This window comes from Bacteroides sp. HF-162, assembly GCF_015679285.1.
GTDB lineage: Bacteria > Bacteroidota > Bacteroidia > Bacteroidales > Bacteroidaceae > Bacteroides > Bacteroides uniformis.
This window is the reverse complement of sequence record NZ_CP064937.1, coordinates 714,170-735,444: the sequence shown is the minus strand read 5'-3', so window position 1 is coordinate 735,444 and position 21,275 is coordinate 714,170. Positions and strand designations below refer to the sequence as shown.

Below are 21,275 nucleotides of genomic sequence, written 5' to 3'. Positions count from 1 at the left end.
TATTGTAGGGTTCATTCTTTTCCGTTCTGTCGATGAGATATGCCTTTTCGTAGATTCTATTTGTTGTTCTTGTTATGCTTCCCTAACTTTGATGTCAGTTCGGAGAACTGATGATGAGTGAAGAAGGAAGAGAACCATTCCGTTATAGAAGAGACTCTCTCTAAATAGCGTTTTTTCATGTATTATTGACTTGAGCCGTTTTTACCCGGGAGGGTAGAAACGGTTTTTTTGCGCATCTGACCGGGCTTTCTTGTCTCTTGCATAGGCTTCCGTTGTGTGTTACATAGGCTTCTGTTGTGTTTTGCACGGTGGTTTGTCTTGAGAAGCCTTTGGGTTTATCATGTGCGCACGGCTGTGGTACGCCTTTTCCACAGCGGTGAAGAAGACGTGCCACAGCTGTGAAGAATATGCTTCACAGCTGTGGTTTTTCATCAATATATAGGGGTTGACAGAACAGACATAAGGGAATGACAGAACAAACATGAGGGGATAACGGAACGGACATAAGCACTCGACGCATTCCGTATCAGGGTATGAATAGCGGAATGCGTCGGGTGCTTGTGGGGGAATGATATGATATTTGTTCTTATGCCTTTACATACTTCCTTTTGGCTATCAGCACTGCCACGATGATACCTATCACCAGCAGCGCCAGTGCTCCGTAGGCGATGCCTTCCGTCACGTGCAGGCTGGTGGGGTCAAAGCGCATTTCGATGGTGTGCTGTCCGGCAGGAACATACATTGTGCGCAGGATATAGTCGGCGCGTGCCAGTTCGGCAGGCTGTCCGTCGATGGTTACGTGCCAGCCGTCCGGATAATAGATTTCGGAGAATACGGCAATACCGTCTTGGGCATTGTTTGTTTCGTACGTCAGGCGGTTAGGTGCGTAACTTGTCAGGCGGATGCTGGAGAGGCTGTCTTTATAACTTTCCGTGGTACCTTTCAGTACATCCTTGAAGCGGGCATCCACTACGGCTGTCTCTGTGGGTATGATGCTGTCCAGGGCGTCAATCTCTTCGTTGGCGTTGTTCACATACTGCACCTTGTTTACAAACCATGCATTGCCGTAGGCGTGCGGGTTGAGGATGGGAACGGTTTGTCTTTGCTGTCCTGCAGGGAAGATGAAGTATTTGGTGTTTAGCATGTTCAGTACGCGGAACTTATTGGCATCCACGCTGTCCATCTCACCTCCGGCGGTGGCAATGGCCTTGTAGGCCGCCTGCATTTCGGGAGAGATGTGATGCTCTATCATTTCCTGGTAGCGGCGCAGCTTGGCCGGGTGATAACCGCCGACGCTTTTGTGCCAGTAGGAGGTGTTGTTGTCATCGAAGGTGCTGGTGGCAAAGTTCAATACACGATAGTCCAAGCTGGTATCTTGTAGTATCAGCTCGTCTGTATTTGTCTTGGTGAAGGTTTCCGTACGGATGGAGTGGGGCACGAACTGGGCATCATTCAGATAGCGCTTGTTGACCCCCCACATATCTGCCAGGCAGAGTATGGTGATACCTGCAATGGTCAGCGAGCTGCGCAGCTTGCCGCTTGCATAGAGCCAGAGCAGGCTGCAGCCGATGCCTATGATGATGAAGCTACGCAGGGCGTCGCTGCTGACGAGTTCGGCACGCATCTCTCCCAAGTTGGCAAGGATGCCGGAGAGCTCGTTGGCGGGTATCATCTGCTGGTTGACGGCATTCTGCAGCATCTGTGCCTCTTGGGCGGGCACGTAGCCGGAGCCGATGCTGCCCGGGGCAACGGCAAGCAGCAGGGCGATGCCTGCAGTGAGCAGCAGGCTGATGCCGAGGGGCTTCTTTTCCTGTTTTAAGATTTCCGGCTCTTCGAGCAGGCGTTTCAGGGCAAAGATAGCCAGCAAAGGTATCGTGAACTCTGCTATGACAAGGATGGAGGACACGGCGCGGAACTTGTTGTACAACGGGACGTAATCGATGAAGAAATCCGTCAGCGGCATGAAGTTCTTGCCCCAGGACAAGACGATGGAGAAGAAGGTGGCTCCTGTCAATGCCCACTTCAACGGTCCTTTCACGATGAAGCATCCCAGTACGAACAGAAACAAGACGAATGCTCCGACGTAGACGGGACCCGACGTCATGGGCTGGGTACCGAAATATTGTGTCAGTGAGCCGTACAGACTGCTGTACATCGGGTTTGCCTTGCTCATGGCGGTTTCACTCTGGCTGAGGGCGGCGGATGCTCCGCCTTTGAAGTTGGGCACCAGCAGAGTCAGTGTTTCGTCGATGCCGTAGCTCCACTGGGTGATGTAGTCGCGGTCCAGCCCGCTACTGGTCTGCTTGGCAGCGTCGCCGGTCTGCACCAGTTCGCTCTTGCCGCGCATGGTTTCTTTGCTGTAAGCATAGGTGTGATAGAGGTTGGATACGTTGGCGGCTATGCCGACGAGGGCTGCTACAATCAGTACGGCACTTGCCTTGAAGAACTGGGGCAATGTCTTGGTACGCCATGCTTTCTCGAAGTAGGCTCCCACAAAGAAGAGGATGACGAAGAAGAAGTAATAGGACATCTGCACGTGGTTCGAGGTGATTTGCAGGGCCACGAACAAGGCGGTGAGGATGCCTCCCCACAGCAGTTTCCCACGATAGGCGAGCACAATGCCTGCTATGGTGGGCGGCACGTAGGCAAGGGTGATGAACTTCCAGATGTGTCCGGCAGATATCAGTATGAAGAAATAGGACGAGAATGCCCACATGATACCGCCCAGTCCGGCCAGCCAGACCGGTATGCCGAAGACGCGCAGCAGGATGTAGAAGCCGAGCATCAGCATGAATGTGAGGCACACATAGTCGGGCAGGAAGAGTTGGTAGGCTTTCTGTACCCACTGCAGTGACTTGGTGGAGTCATACGAAGGGGCTATCTGATACATGGGCATACCGCCGAACAGCGAGTTTGTCCAACGGCTGCGTTCGCCCGTCTGTTCGTAATACTCCTTGACTTCTTGTCCTGCCCCTGCTCCTGCAGCCGTGTCGTGCTGAAAGAGAATACGGTTTTCTATATCCGCCGGGAAGAAGTAGGCGAAGGAAAGGAGGACGAATGCCAAGATGGCAATAAGGTCGGGAAGAAGCTTCTTCATGAGTTATAAGTTATGAGTTATCAATTAATCAATTGTGGGGCAAAGATAGTGCAAACCGAATACAGAACTTTCATGCTTGCATGAAAAAGTTTTGTTGAGGTGCAGCCTATCTTCGCTTTTGTGGCAAAGATACATAAATGCAGATTGTTATTGTCACGTTATCGGCAGAATGTTGTACCTTTGCCTTTCCAAAAAAAGATTAAAGTGCTTTAATGGTAATATGCAAGCTTAAATTATTATAGATATGACAATAGGGATAATCAGTGCAATGGACAGCGAACACCGCCGGTTGGTGGAGCGCTTGCAGGATAAGAATACGTCGGGCGATGGTAGTTTCCGCTATGTGGAAGGTACATTGGGCGGTAACCATGTAATCTTGACGCAATGTGGCATCGGTAAGGTGAGTGCAGCGGTAGGAGCTTCGGAACTGATACGGCGCTTTTCTCCGGACTGCATCGTCAGCACCGGTGTGGCGGGTGGTATTGATGCTTGCCTGAAGGTGACGGATGTAGTGGCAAGCCAACGTCTGGTGTATCACGACGTCTGGTGCGGCGACGGTAACGAGTACGGACAGGTACAAGGTTTCCCCGCCTCTTACGAGGGCTGTCCCTCTCTGTTGAGACATGCCTTGTCGCTGAACGAAGCCGGAATGGAAAGCCGCATCCACAGCGGACTAGTCTGTACCGGCGACCGGTTCATCACCAACCGTATGGAGCTGGATACCATCAAGCAACGTTTCCCTGGCGGTCTTGCCGTTGATATGGAGTCTGCCGCCATTGCGCAGACTTGCCATCTGTACAATGTTCCTTTTCTCAGCTTCCGCATCATCAGCGACACACCCGGAGTAGAGGACCATGCTTCGCAGTATGCCGATTTCTGGGGAACCATGGCAGAGCGTTCATTCCTCACGATATGGACCTTCCTCTCCACCCTTCCCAGCAATTTATAACTCATAACTTATAACTTATAACTCATGAAGAAGATTCCCAGTTTTACAATCGACCACATCCGCTTGTTGCGCGGCATTTACGTATCCCGCCAGGATGAAGTGAACGGAGAAACAGTCACTACTTTCGACATCCGTATGAAAGAGCCCAATCGTGAGCCTGCTTTGGGACAAGGTGCTCTGCACACCATCGAACACCTTGCCGCCACCTACCTGCGCAACGACCCGCAGTGGCAGGACAAGATTATCTATTGGGGCCCCATGGGCTGCCTCACCGGTAATTATCTGCTGATGAAAGGTGACTTGAAGCCGCAGGACATACTGACACTGATGCAGGACACCTTCCGCTTTGTTGCCGAATATGAAGGTGAAGTCCCCGGTGCCGCTCCGCAAGATTGCGGCAACTACCTGCTCCACGACCTTCCGATGGCTAAATGGGAGTCTGCCAAATACCTGCATGAGGTATTGGAACAGATGAAAGAGGAGAATATGAAATATCCGGAAAAAGAAGAAAAATAAGGGGTTAGGGATTAAGGATAAAGGATTAGGGATAAGGGATTATTGGGGTCGCATAGACTTTAATATAGGCATAACCCCATCCTTGATCCTTATCCTTTATTATTACACAATCTCAATCCCTTGCTCCTTGCAAAGTTGCAATCCCAAGTCTTTCAGCTTGAATTTCTGTATCTTGCCGCTTCCTGTCATGGGGAATTCCTTGATGAAGAAGATATACTTGGGTATCTTGTAGCGTGATATTTTGCCGATGCAGAAGTCTCGTACATCCGATTCGTGCATATCCACTCCTTCGTGCAGGATGATGAAAGCGCCTACGGCTTCACCGTACTTTTTAGAGGGAATGCCGGCTACCTGCACGTCTTTTACGCCTTCCAGTTGATAGAGGAACTCTTCTATCTCGCGGGGATAGATATTTTCACCACCGCGGATAATCATGTCCTTGATGCGTCCTGTGATGCGGTAATTGCCGTCTTCGTCCTTTATTCCAAGGTCTCCCGAGTGCAGAAAGCCGTTCTCATCAATGACTTCGGCTGTGGCTTCCGGGTTTTTGTAGTAACCCTTCATGGTGTTGTATCCGCGGTTGCACATTTCGCCTTGTACGCCTACGGGACACTCTTCTCCGGTTTCGGGGTCGATAACCTTTACTTCCGTATGTTCAAAGTCGTGTCCTACGGTATTGCAACGTACATCGAACGGGTCGTCTATCCGGGTGGCGGTCATTCCGGGAGCAGCTTCGGTCAGCCCGTAAACGCTGGTCACTTTCATGTACATTTTCTCTTCCACCTGCTTCATCAGCTCTACCGGGCAGAGGGAACCTGCCATGATACCCGTACGTAGGCTGGACATATCGAACATGTCGAACATCGGATGGTTCAGTTCGGCAATGAACATGGTGGGTACACCGTAAAGTGCCGTGCAGCGCTCCTTGTGGATGGAGGCGAGCACTACCAACGGGTTGAAGCGTTCCACCATTACTTCCGTACAGCCGTGTGTCAGGCAGTTCATGGTGGCAAGTACCACGCCAAAGCAGTGGAACAATGGTACGCAGACGCAGAGCTTGTCGTCGGCGGTAAACTTCATGTGCTCACCGGTAAGGAAACCGTTGTTGGCAATGTTGTAGTGGGTAAGCATGACGCCTTTCGGGAATCCCGTAGTGCCTGAGGTGTATTGCATGTTCACTACATCGTGGCAAGTGACCTGACTTTTGAGCTCATTCAGGCGGCTGTCTTCTATATTGTTGCCCAAGAGAAGTATTTCGGCCGTGTTGTACATGCCCCGGTGCTTCTCCTGCCCCACGTAGATGACATTTTTCATATAGGGGAAACGTTCGCTTTTCAGGTGTCCGCGTTGGCAGGTCTTCAGTTCCGGAAGCATGGTATAGGTCATCTGCACAAAGTCACTGTCCTTTTCGCCATTGACGATGCAGAGGGTATGCATGTCGGAGTTCTGGCAGAGATATTCCAGCTCGGACTGTTTGTAGTTGGTGTTTACCGTTACGTAGACGGCACCTATCTTGGCGCAAGCGTATAATAGGGTCAGCCAGTCGGGTACGTTGGCTGCCCAGATACCTACGTGTGTTCCCCGCTCCACGCCGATGGCGATAAGTCCTTTGGCCATGTCGTCCACCCGGCGGTTGAACTGGCTCCAGGTGAAACGCAGGTTGCGGTCGGAGTAAACGATATATTCTTTGTCTGGTGTTGTTTCGGCCCAATGTTCCAACCATTGGCCGAGGGTGCGTTCGTATAACATGATGTGGAAGTTGAAAGTGGAAAGGTGAAAATAGAAAGTATTTATCATTTTCCATTTTCACCTTTCAATTTTCCATTAATTTAAATTGGTGTGTAAACTACTGCAAGTATCTTGGCTGCCTGCCCTTCATAGGCGTGTACGTGGTGCGGAACGATGGAATCGTAATAGATGCTGTCACCTTCTTCGAGCAGGTAGGTGTTTTTGCCGTAACTGATTTCCATGGTCCCTTCCATCACCATGATGAATTCTTCGCCTTCGTGTGAGGAGAGTACAAAGTCACTGTCGTCCGTAGCGGCCACATCAATGATAAACGGCTCCATGTGGCGGTCGGCTTTGGATTTGGAGAGTGAATGATACTCCATATGCTTGCGGCTGTGGATGGCATTGTTGGAGAAACTGATGCTGTTCTGCGATTCGTCCTTACGGCAGACCACGGGACCGTTCTCATCCTGGTCGTCAAGAAAAGTTCCCAAACGTACACCCAGTACACGAGCTATCTTGATGAGGGGAGCCAGTGACGGGAGGTCGATGTTGTTTTCTATACGTTCAATCTGTTCGATAGCAAGTCCCGAACGCTGTGCCAGTTCTTCCATACTGATGGATTGGCTTTCACGGAGTGATTTTATTTTTTCTCCTACAATTTTGCTGGTATCCATAATGATAGTATTTTCTGTCTAAAGGTTATAATTTATAGCTATTAAACCGCAAAAATAAGAGAAACTTTTACTTGATGCAACATTCTGAGGGAAAATATTGCTGAAATATATCCGGTGGTCGGCTTATTTGTATAATATTCTTCTGTTCTGTTTCTCTTTCTTCCCCAAAGTTCTGTTTATAGCCGCTTTAAGTCTTGTTCCGATACGTGCTTTCCTTTGTACGCTTTGCCTGCCGCATTGAAGCGATAGCTTAGGTTCAGGGAGAAGCTGCGCGAGTCCGGGTTTGCCTTTTTCGTATAGGTCAGCCGGGGACCGAACAGCATGAAGGAGCCATACCGGGAATTCCACAGGTCATTGACTTGCAGTCCGAGCGTCAGCCTTTTGTTGAAGAATGTTTTGCGGATGCCGGCGTCTATGCCCCAATAGGAACGTTGCAGCATGGCGCCGAAGTTGCCTTCGCTCTGGTAGTCGGCATCAAGGGAGAGAGTCCACTCGTCCGGAAGCTGGAGACTGTTTTGCAGAAAGAGGTAAATGCTGCCGCGGTTCATATTCTTGCTACTGCCTTGATTGGTGACTTTGAAGAACGGTTGGGCGAAGTAGATGCCGAGCTCCGGTTTCCAGATGCCGACGGTGGGTGACAGATGGGCAGAGGCGGTGAGATACTGCATCCGTTTGAAATTTCCGGTAGTGAAGATGACAACATCCGGATTGTCCTCGTATTCTTTGGTCATGAAGGCAATGGCATTGCGGCGGTATTGGTAGTTAAGTCCGAATTGTACCCACTTGTAAAGGGCCGTGAACTGCAGGTCGTGGTTGGTTTCGGGGGTGAGCAGCGGGTTTCCGCCTTCGTAGATGAAACGGTTGTTATAACTCAGTGTGCTACGTAGCTGGAAGAAGCTGGGGCGGTTGCTTTTGGCTGTATAGCTGAGATTGGCTTGGGCTTTGCCGAGAGGAAAGTCTACCGATAGGTTGGGGCACCAGTCATTGTAAGTACGACTTTGACCGGGCACGTACTCTTCCTGCTCCCAATAGTCGGAGACGGCATGCTCGAAGCGCAGTCCTGCAAGAAGGCTGATTTTTCCTAATGTCAGTGAGTATTCGGCAAAGACGGCGGACTTGCTTTCGTCGATTCGACTGTCTGTATCGGGAAGTATGTGCTGCCGGTTCAGGAAATTGTCATTTCGCCGGATGAAGGTGTAATCGGCGCCGGTCTTCAGTTCACCTTTCCAAAGGGGATGGGTCAGAATCAACTTGGCGGCATAAAGGCGGTTGTCGGCGTGGTTGAAAGAGCTGATGTCGCGATTGCCTTCGGTCTGGCTTTCTTCTTGAGCCTCCTGGTGATTATAACTTTTGCCGTATACCAGGTCGGTGTTGAAGTTTATGTAGAGTTGCTTTATGCTGCCCTGATAGTAGGCATTCAGCTGGTGCCGGCTGGTTTGCTGCAAGTTTTGAGAGGAATGTATGGTGTGATCGGCCAACTCTTCATTCGCCCGGACGGTATATGTCGAATGATCACTGCTGTGATAATCGGGGGTACGATGAAACTCATAGGAGGCACCGAGGCTGTGTTGGGGGGTGAAGTCGTAACTGGCGCTTGCTTTTCCTCCGGCAAGCAGTCCCTTATTATATAAGTGACCCCGGTTATTTACATCCCATTGTATTTCGGACGGTATCTGGTAGCGAACCTCCTGGTGGCGTTTTCTGTTTTCATAATTGGTGTACAGCATGCCCAGTAGGGCCAGTCCTTTCTTCTGATAATTCAGATTGACTTGTCCGTAATGGCTGCTGCGTCTCCGTTGGGTGATTCCTGCACGGAAATTACCGCCAAAACTGTCTCTTTTGTTACGTACGGTGCGTATGCGTACAACGGCTTTAACGGTAGCATCGTACTCTGCACCCGGGTTGGTGATGAGCTCCACTTTTTCAATATCGGCGGCAGAGAGGCGTTGCAGCTCGGAGTTGTCTTGCAGAAGGCGGTTGTCTATATAGATGACCGGTGTCCCTTTGCCAAAAACGGTATACCCCTCATCAGAGGAGCGCAGTCCGGGGATATGTTTCAATACGTCGTTGGCATCATTCAAGGATGCAAGCAGGGTTTGCCGTACGCTTGTCTCCAACTTTCCGCCCTTTAGTCGGAAAACGGGACGGGCGGCGGTGATGACGGTTTCCGCAAGTAGCACGGCATCGGTTTGCAATATCCAGTTGTGGGTACTCCCGGTGGGGCAAGGCTGGCAAAGGGTTTTGTAACCGATGGAAGAAATTTGTAGTAGATAGTTTCCGGGAGCGGGAGGGAGAAGTTTAAAACTACCGTCGCTTCGGCTACACGTTCCTTGTATGAAGGTGGAATCTTCGGAAAGGAGGGCGATGTTAGCAAACTCTATCGGTTGCTTTTCCTCTGTGAGAATTTTACCTCGGATGGAGGGGGTTGTCGGGCTGGTTTGTGCTTTTGTTGTCGTGACGCTCATTAGGAGCAGGGCAAGAATACATATTATCTGTTTCATGTTCCGGTTGTTGTTTGATTTCGGGACACGAAGGTATCCGCTTTCTGCCGGGATGGAAGAAACAAAAAGCGGATAGTTGTCTGACATTTGCCTGACAATAGACTGACAATGCCTTTTCTTACTCTTCTGGGCGGGGAATGGCTATTTTTCTGTATCCATATCTCCGGTAAATGAGATGGACTGCTTGTTCATGGACTGTATATGGATACTGGTAGAACCGTCGGGAAAGACGGTGAGGCTGTATTCATAATTGTCGTCTTCACTGCGAGTCTTGAAGTCTATTTGGGTTTTGCCTTTTTTGAGAGGCTTGGTTGTGTATCCGGTGATGGGGGCGTTGAAGTTTAGACTTTTGCCTCCTCCATAGGGAGCGTTATAGGCCACTCCAAAGTAAGGTAGATAGGAAAAGACAGAGTCATTTCTGACTTCCAATGTATAGTTGGTGGTCAGGCTACGGCTGCTGCCTCTCATCGGTTGCATCCGGTCTACGTTGATTTTGTATTGTCTGGCAGCTATGGCCTCCTTTACTATACGTTCGATACGTGTTTTCTTTTCGCTTCGGCTTTGAGCAGTTGCCGGCATTGCGGCAGTTAGGCAGATTAGCCCTAATAGAATAAGTCTGTTAGTCTTCATGATTCTTATAATGTTTAGGTTCTTATTTCCAGTCCGTAGGCGCGGCCACGGTCTGTTGTTATTCTGAGGTTGCTGTTGTCCTCGACAATGGGCTTCAGACGCCGTATCAATGTGTAAAGCGTTTCGTCTGCATTGTCTTTTCCCGGCCATAGCGATTGGCAGATGTCAGACTTGAAAAGTAGGTGTGAGGAAGAAAGATAGAACATCTCCATCAGTGTATATTGCATGGGTGTGAGCTTCAGTTTCTCTTGCCGCTCATTATAGAAGCAGGCTTCCTGGAGGGAAAGCGAAAGGTTGCCGAAAGTGATGGTGTTTTCCTGCTGTTGCCCGTTACAAGTATCAGCATCAGTCCTTGTGCGCCGACGGAAATAGAAAAAGGTGAATCCTCCCCAGAGGAGGGCGGCCAATAGCAATGTTGCCGGAATTGTCTGCTTGGATAAACTGAACAGCATGGCAGCTGAGCAGCGGGCATATCCTCGGAAAGAAAGCGTCAGTCCAGATGCATCGGCTGTGGTGGAGAGCCATACTAATGTGTCGCTGGCAAGACATCCGGCAGGAATTTCATTGAATACGGTGGCGGGAGCATTCTTTTTCAGTATATGCAGCGAAAGTGTGGAGACATCTTTCAATCCGGTGACGGACAATGCTTCGGTAAAGGCTCTGTGGGAACCGCTTACGGAAACGGGAGTACCCATCACTTCTTGCAACTTGGCATAGGTTTGGATGGTGTCCGCATTCAACCATAATCCCTTGTTCTGCAATACTGTGCGTTGCAGTGCCTGGTTCAGGTCAGAGACCACACGTTGTTCTGCCTGCGAATAGCTGCGATAACCAAAGCCGAATGATAGCAGTATCAATAGAAAAGTGATTGCTATCGAAAGATTTGCTGCTGATACTTTTCTTTTCATGGATACAAAATTAGGTATAAATCGGATTATAAACAAAAAAGGAAGTTTCCTTTTGGAAAACTTCCTTTTTTGATGGTTTTGCCGCAAGTAGATTACTTACGCAAGCCGAGTTCTTTGACGATAGCACGATATCTGGTGATGTCGCGGTCCTTCAGATAAGTCAGCAACGCACGGCGTTTACCTACCAACATAGTCAAAGCTCTTTCTGTACTATAATCCTTTCTGTTGAGCTTAAGGTGCTCAGTCAGACGAGCAATACGGTAGGAAAACAAAGCTATCTGAGCCTCAGCTGAGCCAGTATCAGTGTTAGACTTTCCGTATTTGCCGAAGATTTCTTGCTTTTTAGCAGCGTCTAAATACATAATGTTTAATTAAAAGTTATTATAAATATTCCCTTTCGGGGCTGCAAAGATAGGGATAAACTTTTATATCACAATGATATTCAGCAAAAAAATCATATCTATACTGCATATCTAATCCAAAATCACTAACTTTGTCGCCTGAAAATAATAGGTATTATATGCAAAAGATTAGAAACATTGCAATTATTGCCCATGTGGACCATGGGAAAACGACGCTCGTTGACAAGATGCTTTTGGCCGGAAACCTTTTCCGCAGCAACCAGAGCACAGGTGAATTAATGTTGGATAACAATGACCTGGAGCGTGAACGAGGTATAACGATTCTCTCAAAGAACGTTTCTATCAACTACAAGGACACCAAGATTAACATTATTGATACTCCGGGACACAGTGACTTCGGAGGTGAAGTGGAACGTGTATTGAATATGGCGGATGGATGCATTCTGCTTGTGGATGCTTTCGAAGGTCCTATGCCGCAGACACGGTTTGTATTGCAGAAAGCTCTGCAGATTGGTCTGAAACCTATCGTTGTTGTAAATAAGGTGGATAAGCCAAACTGCCGTCCCGAAGAAGTGTACGAGATGGTGTTCGACTTGATGTTCAGCTTGAATGCAACCGAGGACCAGCTGGATTTCCCCGTTATCTACGGTTCTGCCAAGAATAATTGGATGAGTACCGACTGGCAGCAGCCGACTGATAACATTTATCCGCTTCTGGACTGTATCTTGGAGAATATTCCTGCCCCCGAACAGTTGGAAGGTACACCGCAAATGCTGGTTACTTCGCTGGATTATTCTTCGTATACCGGGCGTATTGCTGTGGGCCGCGTGCACCGTGGCACATTGAAAGAAGGCATGAACGTGTCTTTGGCAAAGCGTGACGGGAGTATCGTGAAATCAAAAATCAAGGAACTGCATACATTCGAAGGTATGAGCCGTGTAAAGGTGCAGGAAGTGTCTTCCGGTGACATCTGTGCATTGGTAGGTATCGAAGGATTTGAAATCGGAGATACGGTCTGCGATTACGAAAATCCGGAGGCGTTGCCGCCCATTGCCATTGACGAGCCTACGATGAGTATGCTCTTCACCATCAACGACTCTCCGTTCTTCGGTAAGGAAGGTAAGTTTGTTACTTCCCGCCACATCCACGACCGTTTGATGAAGGAGTTGGATAAGAATCTTGCTCTTCGTGTGCGCAAGAGCGAGGAAGACGGCAAGTGGATTGTTTCCGGCCGTGGCGTGCTTCATCTTTCCGTACTGATTGAGACCATGCGTCGTGAAGGGTATGAGTTGCAGGTAGGGCAACCGCAGGTAATCTTCAAGGAGATTGACGGCGTGAAATGCGAACCTATCGAAGAGCTGACCATCAATGTTCCCGAAGAATATGCCAGCAAGATGATTGATATGGTGACCCGTCGTAAAGGTGAAATGGTAAAGATGGAAAGTGCCGGCGAACGTGTAAATCTTGAGTTCGACATGCCGTCGCGCGGTATCATCGGTCTGCGTACCAACGTGCTGACCGCTTCTGCCGGCGAGGCTATCATGGCACACCGTTTTAAGGAATACCAGCCGTATAAGGGTGAAATTGAACGGCGTACCAACGGTTCTATGATTGCCATGGAGTCCGGTACGGCTTTTGCCTATGCCATTGACAAGTTGCAAGACCGCGGTAAATTCTTCATTTTCCCGCAGGAAGAGGTTTATGCAGGCCAGGTAGTGGGCGAGCATTCCCATGACAACGACTTGGTGATTAATGTAACGAAGTCCAAGAAGCTTACCAATATGCGTGCCAGTGGTTCGGATGATAAGGCACGTCTGATTCCTCCCGTACAGTTCTCTCTTGAGGAGGCACTGGAGTACATCAAGGAAGACGAATACGTGGAAGTTACTCCTAAATCAATGCGTATGCGTAAGGTTATCCTCGATGAGCTTGAGCGTAAACGCGCAAACAAGAACTGATAAACAGAAGAGTTTTAGTTGTTATATATGAAAGGAGTGCCCCGCCGAAAGGTGAGGCACTCCTTGTTTATTGTCGTCATTCAAACGAAAGTCAATCGATGAATTTTACCTTTGCCGCATTACGGGGTTTGGCAGCGGGCGTTTCATCCGGATAGCCGAAAGCGATACAGTAAAGTAGCTGATAGCCTTCCGGAATATCCAGTTTCTTCAGGTATCCGGCAGCAGCCGGAGTAGAGGTCATGAAGCGCGTGGGACCGCCCAAGCAGCAAGAACCGATTCCCATGGACCAGGCTGATAGAATCATATTCTCACCCAGCAGTCCGCAGTCAATCTGCGAAAGGTCATAAGACGGGTCATTGGCAATAAATACTACTGTAGAAGCGTTGCGAAACATGTTCTTGAATTTCGGGTCTTCGGCGGCTTTGGGATTTTCCTTCTTGTAGATTTCCGTAATGCCGTTGATGAAATCCGGGTTATCCACTACACGCACTTCCCACGATTGCTTGTTCTGTCCGTTGGGTGCATTGATACCGCAATCCAGGATAATCTGCATGGTGTCGCGATTCACGGCTTGCGGTTTGTACTGGCGGATGCTGCGGCGTGACATGATGGTTTCAATCACCGCATTCTCTTTGCTTTCATTTGCATTGGCAGCTTGGGCCTCTTTCTGGACCTGGGCACCGCAACTGCAGAGCAGTAACAAACTTGCGCCTGCCAACATCAATCTGATACTTTTCATATTGCTTTATTTGAATAATGGTTTCTGCAAAACTACTAAAACTTTCGGATTATCAATGAGATAGAGATATTAAAAAAGAAAAAAGGCATCTCCCGGAGGAGATACCTTTTTCATATGTTTCTAACTTTATTGTCAGATTAGAGCTTCGGACCAGCAGCAACCAGAGCCTTACCAGCTTCGTTGCCAGTGAACTTAGCGAAGTTCTTGATGAAGCGGCCAGCCAGGTCTTTTGCTTTTTCTTCCCATTGGCAAGCGCATTCGTAAGTATCGCGAGGATCAAGAATCTTCGGATCTACATTAGGCAATTCAGTAGGAACCACGAAGTCGAAGAAAGGAATAACCTTCGTCGGAGCCTTGTCGATAGAACCGTCGAGGATAGCGTCGATGATACCACGAGTATCTTTGATAGAGATACGTTTGCCGCTACCGTTCCAACCAGTGTTAACCAAGTATGCCTTAGCACCAACCTTGTTCATCTTCTTAACCAATTCTTCTGCATATTTAGTAGGATGCAAGCTCAAGAAAGCAGCACCGAAGCAAGCAGAGAATGTCGGAGTCGGTTCAGTGATACCACGTTCTGTACCAGCCAACTTAGCAGTAAAGCCAGACAAGAAGTAGTACTGAGCTTGTTCAGGGTTCAGGATAGATACCGGAGGCAATACACCGAATGCGTCAGCAGACAAGAAAATTACCTGGTGAGCGTGAGGACCCTTAGAAACCGGTTTAACAATGTTATTGATGTGGTAGATAGGATAAGAAACACGAGTGTTTTCTGTTACGCTCTTGTCAGCGAAGTCAATCTTGCCGTCAGCAGCAACTGTAACGTTCTCCAACAGAGCGTCACGCTTGATGGCAGCGTAGATATCGGGTTCGCTTTCTTTATCCAAGTTGATAACCTTAGCGTAGCAACCACCTTCGTAGTTAAATACACCTTCGTCATCCCATCCGTGTTCGTCGTCACCGATCAACAGACGTTTCGGGTCAGTTGACAAGGTAGTCTTACCAGTACCGGACAGACCGAAGAAGATAGCAGAGTCAGTGCCTTCCATATTAGTGTTGGCAGAGCAGTGCATAGAAGCGATACCACGCAACGGGTTCTTGTAGTTCATGATAGAGAACATACCCTTCTTCATTTCACCGCCGTACCAAGTGTTCAAGATAACCTGTTCGTTGGTCTTCAAGTTGAATACAGTAGCTGTTTCAGAGTTCAGACCCAGTTCCTTGTAGTTGTCAACTTTTGCCTTAGAAGCGTTGAATGATACGAAATCGGGTTCTCCGTAGTTAGCCAGTTCTTCAGCAGTCGGGCGGATGAACATGTTAGTTACGAAGTGAGCCTGCCATGCCACTTCCATGATGAAACGTACTTTCATACGAGTAGCGGGGTTGGCACCACAGAAGGTATCAACAACAAACAGACGCTTGCCGCTCAGCTGCTTAACAGCTTTAGCTTTCAAGTCAGCCCAAGCTTCTTCAGAGCAAGGTTTGTTGTCGTTTTTGTATTCTTCAGAAGTCCACCATACAGAATCTTTGCTGGCTTCATTCATTACGAAGAATTTATCTTTAGGAGAACGACCGGTATAGATACCTGTCATTACATTTACAGCACCCAGTTCAGTTACCTGACCTTTTTCAAAACCTTCCAAACCTGGTTTGGTTTCTTCTGCGAACAGTACATCGTAAGACGGGTTGTGGATAATTTCCTTCACGTCTTGGATACCGTACTTGCTTAAATCTAAATTTGCCATTTCTTTTAATGATTTAAAATGTTGGTATTTGGTTTATAATCTCTTTCTTTAATCTCTTTTTACCTTTGATTTACAAGGGAAAACGGGTGTAGAAAAGCTCTTTTTTTCCTGCTTTTCAGCAGGTCCCTTGTTTTTCGCCTACAAAAGTAATACTTTCTTTTTAAAGAAAAGCTCTATTAGAGAAATTTTTCTCTAATAGGAAATCTTTTATAAAACCATAACAATATCTGCTAACTGAATGTTGCAAATTGAGTGAAATTCGTTTACTTTGCAGCAGATTTTAATGTGCTAATGTGCTGATATGCCAATGTGCTAATTGCCATGCGGCATTACGTACACCACATTTGCACATTAGCATATTTGCACATTAGCACATTTATAGTTATGAAGGTTATCAACTTTGCCGAGACAAATTCTGTCTTGAACCAATACGTGGCGGAAATTCGTGATGTAGCAGTCCAGGGCGACCGTATGCGTTTCCGCCGTAATATTGAACGCATTGGAGAGATAATGGCGTATGAAATGAGTAAGGAACTGACGTATTCTGTCAAGCAGGTACAGACTCCCTTGGGGGTGGCGTCGGTCAGCACACCCGATGACGAGGTGGTGATTGCCACTGTTTTCCGTGCCGGATTGCCTTTGCATACTGGATTCTTGAATATGTTCGACCATGCCGGGAACGCTTTTGTTTCCGCTTACCGTTATTATAAGGATAAGGAATGCCGTACGGTGGATGTACACATCGAATACATCGCTACTCCGGATTTGTCCAAGAAGACATTATTGATTGTAGACCCGATGCTTGCCACGGGAGAAAGTATGGAATTGGCCTGGAAGGCCTTCGTCACCAAGGGGATGCCGGCCAAGTTGCAGATAGCTTGTGTCATAGCCAGCCAGCAGGGCGTAGAGCATCTGGAAAAGCTGTTCCCTGGAGATGAAGTGACCTTGTGGTGTGCAGCAATCGACCCGGAGATGAACGAGCATTCCTATATCGTTCCCGGGCTGGGAGATGCCGGAGATTTGGCGTTCGGTGACAAGATATAAGGTTCATATATCTTTTCCATCAGCCTTTTCCCAAGTGCGGGCCTATAATGACCCGGTTCATAATAATTGTGGATGTCTTCCGTGTATTCGTTGATACCGGTGAAATCAAACACATTCCGTTTTCCGAAGAAGCGCTTTAGCGTCTTTACGTCGGCAGGGTTTATGTTGACCTGCAGGTAGTCGGGACTGATAATGATTTTCACATCGGTATCATGCTTCCGGCAAATCCACTTTATTTCCTGCAACAAGCTGATTTGCTTTTCCCTGAGCACTTGGGGGGCTTCCCGGTATTTCCCGTCTCTATAATTCTTCATTTTCTCTTTGGTGAATTCTCCTTTCCGGTTTTCCCAGTACTTATCTCCCTCTTCCTTTATCATTTTCTCTCTGGGATTCAGCACATCATTGGTTACCGGGTTTCGGGTGGAGCCATAGGGGTTTATAATCCCTTTCATGTAAGGGCGATAGGTATGGAACAGCTTGTAGTCCAGATAGGGGAAGAGAAAGTTCGGGTAGAAGAAGGCTTGGCAGAATTCCTTCTGAAACTTGAAGTTGCTTATTCCCGATATGGCGGGCGGCAGAATGTTGGAATGTCCGGTCAGGCAGCGGTCGTTGTGCAATGATTCCTTGTCGATAATCAGCAGCAGGTTCTTGATTGTTGCACCTGCCTTGTCCAGTGCCCTCAGCTTCAGGCAGACGGCGGCGAGGCTTTCGGCATTTCCGAATAGCCGTACGGCCCTTCCGCCGTGGAGGTATTTCTCCCATTCATGGCATTGATAAGCCATAGTGCAGGAGTTTCCCATGATATAGGAGTCGATGGGGATGGTATCCCGGTTGTTCAGATACATCTGCCACCCCACGTACCCTTCGTTTAGTACAACCGGGGTTTGGTCGTATCGTTCATAGTTCTTCAGGACCATGAAAGGGTCGTCCAGGAAATAGACTGCCAGTAGGGCTATAAAAGGGATAAAAAGGATAAAGAGCTTTTTCATGAAACGTATGGCTGCGTTCCGTTCGCTGTTTTTCTTCATCATGTGTCTTTATTGTCAAAATTGTAAATATATGAAGCTGTCCGAGTTGAACTGTCCCAGTGTGAAAAGTATTATGGCGAGCAGATAATAGATACTCCATCTTACGGCTGTCGGCTGTCGTCCGAGGGCTTCCAGCAAATCATGCTTGGACATGAAATATTCGTAAACCAATATCAGTACGAGTGCGCTTCCTGCCACAATGCTGTTGTGGTCCGGCATTCCGATGTTCATTTCCTTCCAACTGTAATGTACGCCGAAGGAGAGGTGGCTGATGTAGTGGAACGCTTCGGCCATGGAACTTGCCCGGAAGAATATCAGAGATACAGCAAAAAGTAGGTAGGTCCTTACGACGGATAATGTGGCATATAAGCGGCTTCCCAATTGGGCTTTCAGTCTGCGGTGAAATGCTGTGGTCTTCATCTCGTAGAAAATGATGACACCTTGAATTAGTCCGTAGACAGCGAAGTTCCATCCGGCACCATGCCAGATACCCAGTCCCGTAAAGGTCAGCGCCAGACTTAGAAATACGCCCCATTGTCCCCATCCACGCAGGCTCGAGGACAACGGGAGGTACAGATAGTCGCGTACCCAGAATGAAAGCGACATGTGCCATCGGCGCCAGAAGTCGGCAGTGGTCTGTGCAATGAACGGCCGGTTGAAGTTTGGGCTGAGCTTGAATCCCAGCATGCGCGCTCCTCCCAATGCGATGTCGGTATATCCGGAGAAGTCGGCATACAGCTCTATCGGATATAGGAGGCATGCCATCAGCAATTGCACGCCCGAGGCTGTGTATACCGACCCGAAGACACCGTCTATGTATGGGGCGATGGAGTCAGCCAGTATCAGTTTCTTTATTAGTCCCACGACAATCAATCTCATTCCGTAGACCATGGATGTATAGTCCGTAGCTTTGCAGGACTTCAGTTGGGGGAGCATGTCACTTGCTCTTTCTATGGGACCGGAAAGGAACTTCATGAAGAAGAGCATGTATATCATGAAGTCGGGCAGGCTCTTTTCCGGTTCTTCTTCTTGCCAGTAGATTTCTGTCAGGTACGAAATGGCCTGGAAAGTATAGAAAGAGATTCCCAGTGGAAAGAGAATGTGGCAGTCTGTAAGCCGGTCGGCATACCGGAATGCCAACCAGCTTACAACCAGAAAACACACACCTGAAAAATAAATTCCCTTCATGCCGCTTTCCCGCTTGGCCTGTCCTATCCATTTGCCAAGGTAGAAGGTGGTAAGCGTGAGGATGAGGGCCGTTATCAGAAAAGCGAGGTGGTAGAAGCCTATGAAGAGGCAGCTGGCTGTCAGTAAGGTCGCTTTTCTGAATCGTGAAGGAAGCGTATGGTATAGAATGAAAGTACACGCAAACAGTACGACGAAGTTCAGGGATATGAATGACATTTCTTAGTTGGTTTTGGTTAAAATGGCATGGCAGATGTCTCCCACGTTTTTGAGTTTTACAATATCTCTGAAGGTGAAGCGTACATTGAATTTCTTCTCTATCTTGTTTATCAGTTGCATGTTGGTCAGTGAATCCCATCCTTCTACATCCTGGGCGGTGGTTTCATTGTCAAGTACGATGTTCTCTCTTTTCAGTACCTCCCGAAAGATGAGGCTCATTTCATTCAAAATAGTCTGTGTATCCATTGTCAAGTTTAAATTAGTTCTTGTATTTTCTTTCTGTCTGTTTTGCTACTGGTGTTCAGCGGAAACTGTTCCAGACAATGCATATGCTTGGGAATCATGTAGTAGGGAAGCCTGCTACACAGATATTCCTCTATCTGCTGTTTGTCGAGCTGTTTCTTCTCTACGACGAGATGCAGTTCGCACTGGTTGTCGTTGTCGTATTTGGGAATGACGACTATACGGCATTCACCGTTGAAAAAGTTTTTTGCCACATGTTCAATCTCGCTCAGCTCAATGCGAAACCCTTGTATCTTTATCTGTGAGTCTTTTCGTCCGTAATAAATGATGTCGCCGTCGGCGTCCATTTGGCAGAGGTCTCCTGTTTTGTAGTATACTTTTCCATTGGCGGTCTCTACGAGGCATTCTCCGTTTTTTTCGGGAGCATTCCAGTAGCCGCCCATCACTTGATTGCCGCTAATCCATAGTTCACCGGTTTCTCCGGTAGGCAGCGGGCGGCCGTCTGCATCCATAATCAGGGCATCGATGCCTTCGAAAGGCTTTCCGATGGCGACCATGCCGTTGTGATGCTTGCAGGAGGTGACGGGTATCCGATAGGCAGTGCAGTAGATGGTTCCCTCTGTCGGTCCGTATAGGTTTATGAAAGAGGCATTGGGGACGCATTTTCTGAAAGCACCCAACAGCTCCGCGTCAGATGCCTCGGCAGTAACCACCAGATATCTCAGTGCGGGAAGGTGTATCTCCGGAAAATAGGGACGTAGCAGCTGGAGCAGTGAAGGGGCTACGGCAGCGAAGGTCAGGTCGTATTTTTCCAGAGTTTCAATTACGTTGATGTATTTCACGCCTTCCGGAGAAACGGTGTATATGCAAGCACCCAGCGTCAGCGGATACAGAAAGGATACGATGGAAACGTCGAAAGTGAGTTCGAACATCTGCAGCATCCGGTCGTTCCCGTCCAGTTGCCAGCCGAGGCGGTGATAGGCGGTATAGAAAGCATTCAGGTTGCGGCGAGAGATGGGCACTCCTTTGGGTTCGCCCGTGCTTCCGGAAGTGAAGATAATGTAGGCATTTTCCTCTTCTGCCGTATGGAGGATGTCTTCTGCGGCATGGAACGTGGTGGAGTTCTCTGCCTGCTCTATTTCGGAGGTGCATATCAGTTCCAGATTCCGGGTGTCGAGGTTCAAGACATGGATATTCTCGGTATGCAGCACGAGGCGGATGCCTGCTAAGCCGGCAATTCTGTCATTCCTATGTTTGGGGTAGGAAGGATGGAGGATGACGTATGCCTTTCCGCAAATCAGTGCAGATAGTATGGATGCGTATGTTTCCAGTCTGTTTTCTGCGACGATGCCGATAATTTTGTCTTCTCTGTCCTTGAATAGGGAGGATATTTTCTGTACGCAAGTTGCCAGCTCTCCATAAGTGCAGGCAGTGTCTTCGATGACGAATGCCGGCCGGTCGGCATATTTGCCGAAGGCTTTCACGATGTCGCCAATCAAGTCATTTGAATGTTTTTTCATTTACTCCGTTATGTTATAGTTCAGTTTTTGCGGAAGCGATGTTTATCCGTCGTTCATTAAAGACAGTGGTTTCCTGCAATCTCCCTATCGGGCAATCCTTAAGATTTCTAAAAAGGAAGGATATAGTTCGGAATAAAAGAAACTGAGAGGCAAATACATACTCACCACGGAATTACACGGATTAACATAACTAAAAGTTCTTTATTATCAGAACTCCAAAGATAAT

17 protein-coding genes are annotated in these 21,275 nt (G+C 48.2%); 4 read left to right on the top strand and 13 right to left on the bottom strand.

Going from position 1 to position 21,275, the window contains the following annotated elements:
• Positions 1–586 precede the first annotated feature (586 nt).
• Entirely contained in the window at positions 587–3,097 is a 2,511-nt protein-coding gene (locus ITJ87_RS02920; RefSeq protein WP_117964635.1) for a YfhO family protein, read from the bottom strand.
• A 244-nt stretch (positions 3,098–3,341) separates the two neighbouring features.
• On the opposite strand from ITJ87_RS02920, the gene ITJ87_RS02915 reads away from it, so the two are divergent.
• Together ITJ87_RS02915 and ITJ87_RS02910 are read left to right on the top strand one after the other, a co-directional pair.
• The gene (locus ITJ87_RS02915) at positions 3,342–4,046 is read left to right on the top strand and encodes a 5'-methylthioadenosine/adenosylhomocysteine nucleosidase (RefSeq protein ID WP_117964636.1); all 705 of its coding nucleotides are present in this window, start codon (positions 3,342–3,344) and stop codon (positions 4,044–4,046) included.
• A gap of 24 nt (positions 4,047–4,070) precedes the next feature.
• Entirely contained in the window at positions 4,071–4,562 is a 492-nt protein-coding gene (locus tag ITJ87_RS02910) for an S-ribosylhomocysteine lyase (RefSeq protein WP_117964637.1), read from the top strand.
• 102 nt (positions 4,563–4,664) lie between these two features.
• On the opposite strand, the gene ITJ87_RS02905 is transcribed toward ITJ87_RS02910, so the two are convergent.
• From ITJ87_RS02905 to rpsO, 6 genes are all read right to left on the bottom strand, one after another.
• A complete protein-coding gene (locus ITJ87_RS02905; protein ID WP_008662551.1) occupies positions 4,665–6,311 on the bottom strand; it encodes an AMP-binding protein in 1,647 nt (548 codons plus the stop codon).
• 80 nt (positions 6,312–6,391) lie between these two features.
• Positions 6,392–6,967 (bottom strand): helix-turn-helix domain-containing protein, encoded by a 576-nt coding sequence (locus tag ITJ87_RS02900; protein WP_005830747.1) that lies wholly within the window; start codon positions 6,965–6,967, stop codon positions 6,392–6,394.
• A gap of 176 nt (positions 6,968–7,143) precedes the next feature.
• Positions 7,144–9,468, bottom strand: coding sequence for an outer membrane beta-barrel family protein (locus ITJ87_RS02895; RefSeq protein ID WP_117964756.1), 2,325 nt, complete (start codon positions 9,466–9,468; stop codon positions 7,144–7,146).
• A gap of 141 nt (positions 9,469–9,609) precedes the next feature.
• Positions 9,610–10,098 (bottom strand): DUF4251 domain-containing protein, encoded by a 489-nt coding sequence (locus tag ITJ87_RS02890; RefSeq protein ID WP_117601393.1) that lies wholly within the window; start codon positions 10,096–10,098, stop codon positions 9,610–9,612.
• A 14-nt stretch (positions 10,099–10,112) separates the two neighbouring features.
• A complete protein-coding gene (locus ITJ87_RS02885) occupies positions 10,113–11,006 on the bottom strand; it encodes a helix-turn-helix domain-containing protein (RefSeq protein ID WP_087332377.1) in 894 nt (297 codons plus the stop codon).
• A gap of 92 nt (positions 11,007–11,098) precedes the next feature.
• Positions 11,099–11,368 (bottom strand): 30S ribosomal protein S15, encoded by a 270-nt coding sequence (rpsO, locus tag ITJ87_RS02880; protein ID WP_005830737.1) that lies wholly within the window; start codon positions 11,366–11,368, stop codon positions 11,099–11,101.
• Positions 11,369–11,526: 158 nt separating this feature from the next.
• Between rpsO and typA the strand changes: the two genes are divergently transcribed.
• Positions 11,527–13,326 (top strand): translational GTPase TypA, encoded by a 1,800-nt coding sequence (gene typA, locus ITJ87_RS02875; protein WP_117964638.1) that lies wholly within the window; start codon positions 11,527–11,529, stop codon positions 13,324–13,326.
• Positions 13,327–13,417: 91 nt separating this feature from the next.
• On the opposite strand, the gene ITJ87_RS02870 is transcribed toward typA, so the two are convergent.
• Positions 13,418–14,065: a nitroreductase gene (locus ITJ87_RS02870; protein ID WP_117964639.1), complete on the bottom strand. Its 648-nt coding sequence runs from the start codon at positions 14,063–14,065 to the stop codon at positions 13,418–13,420.
• 137 nt (positions 14,066–14,202) lie between these two features.
• Positions 14,203–15,810, bottom strand: coding sequence for a phosphoenolpyruvate carboxykinase (ATP) (pckA, locus tag ITJ87_RS02865; protein WP_008662559.1), 1,608 nt, complete (start codon positions 15,808–15,810; stop codon positions 14,203–14,205).
• Positions 15,811–16,194: 384 nt separating this feature from the next.
• Here pckA and upp point away from each other — a divergent pair, with 384 nt between their 5' ends.
• Positions 16,195–16,854 carry a uracil phosphoribosyltransferase gene (gene upp / locus ITJ87_RS02860; RefSeq protein WP_005830723.1) on the top strand — a complete coding sequence of 220 codons (660 nt, stop codon included), beginning with the start codon at positions 16,195–16,197 and terminating at the stop codon, positions 16,852–16,854.
• Here upp and ITJ87_RS02855 read toward each other — a convergent pair.
• The 4 genes from ITJ87_RS02855 to ITJ87_RS02840 are packed head-to-tail and all read right to left on the bottom strand — an operon-like array spanning position 16,797 to position 21,049.
• Positions 16,797–17,885: a histidine kinase gene (locus ITJ87_RS02855; protein WP_117600083.1), complete on the bottom strand. Its 1,089-nt coding sequence runs from the start codon at positions 17,883–17,885 to the stop codon at positions 16,797–16,799. The genes upp and ITJ87_RS02855 overlap by 58 nt on opposite strands.
• 12 nt (positions 17,886–17,897) lie before the next feature.
• Positions 17,898–19,286: an MBOAT family protein gene (locus ITJ87_RS02850; RefSeq protein ID WP_117964641.1), complete on the bottom strand. Its 1,389-nt coding sequence runs from the start codon at positions 19,284–19,286 to the stop codon at positions 17,898–17,900.
• A 3-nt stretch (positions 19,287–19,289) separates the two neighbouring features.
• The gene (locus ITJ87_RS02845) at positions 19,290–19,532 is read right to left on the bottom strand and encodes an acyl carrier protein (protein WP_005830717.1); all 243 of its coding nucleotides are present in this window, start codon (positions 19,530–19,532) and stop codon (positions 19,290–19,292) included.
• Positions 19,533–19,540: 8 nt separating this feature from the next.
• A complete protein-coding gene (locus tag ITJ87_RS02840) occupies positions 19,541–21,049 on the bottom strand; it encodes an amino acid adenylation domain-containing protein (RefSeq protein WP_117964643.1) in 1,509 nt (502 codons plus the stop codon).
• Between the last annotated feature and the right edge of the window lie 226 nt (positions 21,050–21,275).